The following is a 3,602-nucleotide window of genomic DNA, read 5'->3' as shown; positions in this document are numbered from 1 at the left end:
GACGGCAACTTGCTGGTGTATTTCATGGCGATTGACGGCTGCAAATTCCGCCGCAAAGTCGTGCCCGGCGATGTGCTTGAAATGCATGTACAAACGACCCGCGGTAAGCCGGGCGGCAAAGTCTGGCGCTTTAAGGGGGTTGCGACTGTTGATGGTGAGATGGCTGCCGAGGCCGAATTCACCGCAATGATGGACCTGCAAGGCTGATGGTGGATATTCATCCTTCTGCTGTGATCGCGGACGGTGCGCAGATTGGCGAAGGCTGCAGGATCGGTCCGTTCTGCGTGATCGGCGCAGAGGTGGTCCTTGCCGAACGCGTCGAGCTGAAAAGCCATGTCGTGATCGATGGTGATACGCATATCGGGCCGGATACGGTGATCTTCCCGTTTGCGGTAATTGGTGAGATCCCGCAGGACCTTAAGTTTGACGGCGAGAAATCCCGCCTGCGTATTGGTGCCCGCAACCGCATTCGTGAACATGTGACGATGAACACCGGAACCACCCATGGGGGCGGCGAAACACGGATTGGCGACGATGGGCTGTTTATGGCCGGATGTCATATTGCCCATGATGCGCAGGTTGGCGACCGCGTGATTGTCGTGAATTCATCGGCTGTGGCTGGGCATTGTGTAATCTCGGATGATGTAATTATTGGTGGCCTGTCTGGCGTGCACCAATTCGTCCGGATCGGGCAGGGCGCGATCATCGGGGCGGTTACGATGGTCACCAAAGATGTGGTGCCGCATGGTTTGGTCCAAGCCCCGCGTGGCGCGCTGGATGGATTGAACCTTGTTGGTCTCAAACGCAAGGGCGTTAGCCGTGCAGATATCACCGCGTTGCGGGCCGCGTTTCAGATGCTAAAGGACGGGGACGGGACGTTTCAGGACCGTGCACGCAAGCTTGGCGACGAAGCAGACAGCCCGTATGTTCAAGACATGGTGGCGTTTATCTTGGGCGATACGGACCGCAATTTTCTGACGCCGGGCTGATGCTGGCGCTGATTGCAGGGACGGGCGAGTTGCCGCTGGCGTTGCTTGAACGGTTGCCTGAACGCCCGCTGGTCTGTGCCATGGCAGGGTTTCGCCCTGCGATCACGCCTGATATCACGTTCCAGATTGAACACTTGGGCAGCTTTCTGGCTGAGCTAAAAACACGCGGCATTACAGATGTGTGCATGGCGGGTGCGGTCAAGCGGCCAGCGATTGATCCTGCCGCGATAGATGCCGCGACGCAGCCTTTGGTACCGCGCATTGCCGATGCCATTGCGCAGGGTGACGACGGTGCATTGCGCGCGATCATCGCGATTATTGAAGATGCCGGATTGGCTGTCAAAGCAGCCCATGACATTGCACCAGACTTGTTGCCGGATGCCGGCGTTTTGACACGAACGCCGATCACTTTTGACAATCGTCAAGATGCGGTTCTGGCCGACCAAACCTTGCAAGAAATGGGCCGCGCTGATGCGGGTCAGTCCTGCATCGTGCGCAGTGGCCGCGTCTTGGGGCGCGAGGGGCAGTCCGGCACTGATGCAATGATAGCCCGTTTTGCGCCAGATGGTGATCCGCTTTGGGCGGCAGTTGACGGCTTGGGATCTGTGTTGGGCAGTGCGGCTGAATGGCTAAGCGGTCCCGACGGCGAACCGAGCGATGCGCGCGGTGCGATACTGTTCAAAGGACCCAAGCCCGACCAGGACCGGCGTGCGGATTTGCCGGTCATTGGTGTGCAAACGGCAAAGGGCGCGATTGCGGCTGGTTTTGCAGGCATCGTTATCGCCCATGATGGCGTGATGGTTCTGGACCTGCCTGAAGTCATCAAAGCCCTTGACCGCGCAGGGCTATTTCTTTGGGTGCGACCCAAGGGTGGCGCATGAAGGTCTTTCTAATCGCAGGTGAAGCATCGGGTGATAAGCTAGGTGCAGCCATGATGGCGGGGCTGAAATCTTTGCGTCCGGACATGGTTTTTGACGGTGTGGGAGGACCCTTGATGCAAGCCGAAGGACTCGTCAGTCGTTTTTCGATGGACGAGTTAAGCGTCATGGGGTTGGCCGAGATTTTACCGAAGTATCGTGCACTTAAGGCGCGGGTTCGCGAAATGGCCGACGCGGTTATTCAAACGCGGCCTGATGTTCTGATCACAATTGATAGCCCCGATTTTTGCCTGCGCGTGGCGCGATTGGTCAAGGCATCCAGTGACATTCGTACGGTGCATTATGTGGCCCCAACAGTGTGGGCTTGGCGGCCCAAGCGTGCAGAAAAGATGGCGCATCATATTAATCATGTGCTGGCGCTTTTCCCGTTCGAGCCGCCATTGATGCGAGCGGCTGGGATGGCTTGTGATTTTGTTGGGCATCCAGTTGTGGCCGATCCTGTGGCGACGCAAAAGCAGGCGGATGCATTAGGTGCGGGCACGGTTGTGCTGATCCTTCCGGGCAGCCGTAAAGGCGAGGTATCACGCCTAACGGACCGCTTTGGCGAGGCGGCTGCAATGATCGCGGCACAAGTTCCGGATGTCCGCTTTGTTATTCCCACGACCGGCAATGTGCATGACTTGGTAAAGCAGCGTGTGGCGGACTGGAAAGTGCCGGTCACTGTGCTGCCCGCAGGGTCGCCGGACAAGGCCGCTTGGTTCAGGCGGGCTGATGTCGCATTGGCGGCGTCTGGCACTGTGTCGTTGGAACTGGCTGCGAATGGCACGCCAATGGTGATCGCTTACGACATGGCATGGTTGAGCCGGATCATTATCAGCCGTATGTTGATGGTTGATACGGTCACGCTGGTAAATTTGGTCAGTGACACGCGTGTGGTGCCGGAATTCATCGGTAAAAACTGCAAAGCCGGACCTATCGCGGATGCTGTGTTGGGTGTTTTGGCTGATCCACAGGCACAACAAACTGCGATGGCGCTGACGATGGAACGGCTTGGGCTGGGGGGTGATGCGCCGGGTCTACGCGCGGCGCGCGCGGTGCTTGACCGCTTGCCACAAGCGCCCGTCAAGGATCACTAGGCCCAAGGCCAGCAATCCAAATCCGGCATAAGCGCGCAGTGGCAGAGCCTCGCCCAAGACAATGGCGCCAAGGGCGATCGCCACGGGTGCTACCAGCAAGGTGCACAGCATCAGATTACCGCTGCCTGCCATTGCCAGCACACGGTAATATAGCATGTAGGCAATCGCGGTCGCCACGATGGCATAGTAGCTGATCGCGGCCCAAGTGCGCGGCTCTAGGTCAAGGTTGAATGGCCCTTCGACGGCGTAAGAAATGGGTATAGTGATCAAACTTGCCCCCGTCAGCATACCTGCAGCCGCGACTTGCGGCGTAAGATGACCCAACATTTTGCGCGCCCAGACACCGGCTAGAGCATAGCTGATCGTTCCGCCAATGACGGCCAATTGGCCCAGTGACCGGATGTCAAAGTTCTTGAAAGCCCCGAGCCCGATAGCGGTTGAAACACCAAAGAACCCGATCGTGACACCGATGGCTTTGCGCGCAGTAAGCTGTTCGTCCGCGAAAAAGATAGCTGCGGCAATCACCCCGAAAATAGCGGTCGACGCGTTCAGGATCGAGGTTAGGCCTGTTTCGATATGCAACTGTCCCCACGCCATCA

The 3,602-nt window shown here is 58.0% G+C and carries 4 protein-coding genes and 1 pseudogene; 4 read left to right on the top strand and 1 reads right to left on the bottom strand.

The window, feature by feature from the left end:
* From QZ197_RS14710 to lpxB, 4 genes and pseudogenes are all read left to right on the top strand, one after another.
* Positions 1–207, top strand: a pseudogene (locus QZ197_RS14710) (3-hydroxyacyl-[acyl-carrier-protein] dehydratase FabZ); the annotation flags it as partial.
* Positions 207–989, top strand: coding sequence for an acyl-ACP--UDP-N-acetylglucosamine O-acyltransferase (lpxA, locus tag QZ197_RS14705; protein ID WP_296432901.1), 783 nt, complete (start codon positions 207–209; stop codon positions 987–989). The pseudogene QZ197_RS14710 and the gene lpxA, both read left to right, overlap by 1 nt.
* Positions 989–1,870: a UDP-2,3-diacylglucosamine diphosphatase LpxI gene (lpxI, locus tag QZ197_RS14700; protein WP_296432900.1), complete on the top strand. Its 882-nt coding sequence runs from the start codon at positions 989–991 to the stop codon at positions 1,868–1,870. Before lpxA ends, lpxI begins: the two co-directional genes overlap by 1 nt.
* Positions 1,867–3,003 (top strand): lipid-A-disaccharide synthase, encoded by a 1,137-nt coding sequence (gene lpxB / locus QZ197_RS14695; protein WP_296432898.1) that lies wholly within the window; start codon positions 1,867–1,869, stop codon positions 3,001–3,003. The genes lpxI and lpxB overlap by 4 nt, the downstream gene beginning before the upstream one ends.
* Here lpxB and QZ197_RS14690 read toward each other — a convergent pair.
* Positions 2,944–3,602, bottom strand: a 659-nt coding sequence (locus QZ197_RS14690) for a DMT family transporter (protein WP_296432896.1), incomplete at its 5' end; no start/stop codon positions are given. The two genes, lpxB and QZ197_RS14690, sit on opposite strands and share 60 nt — an antisense overlap.

Source organism: Yoonia sp., assembly GCF_017854415.1.
Taxonomy (GTDB): Bacteria; Pseudomonadota; Alphaproteobacteria; order Rhodobacterales; family Rhodobacteraceae; genus Yoonia.
Note: the sequence above shows the minus strand (reverse complement) of the source record. Positions and strands in the feature narration are given on the sequence as shown.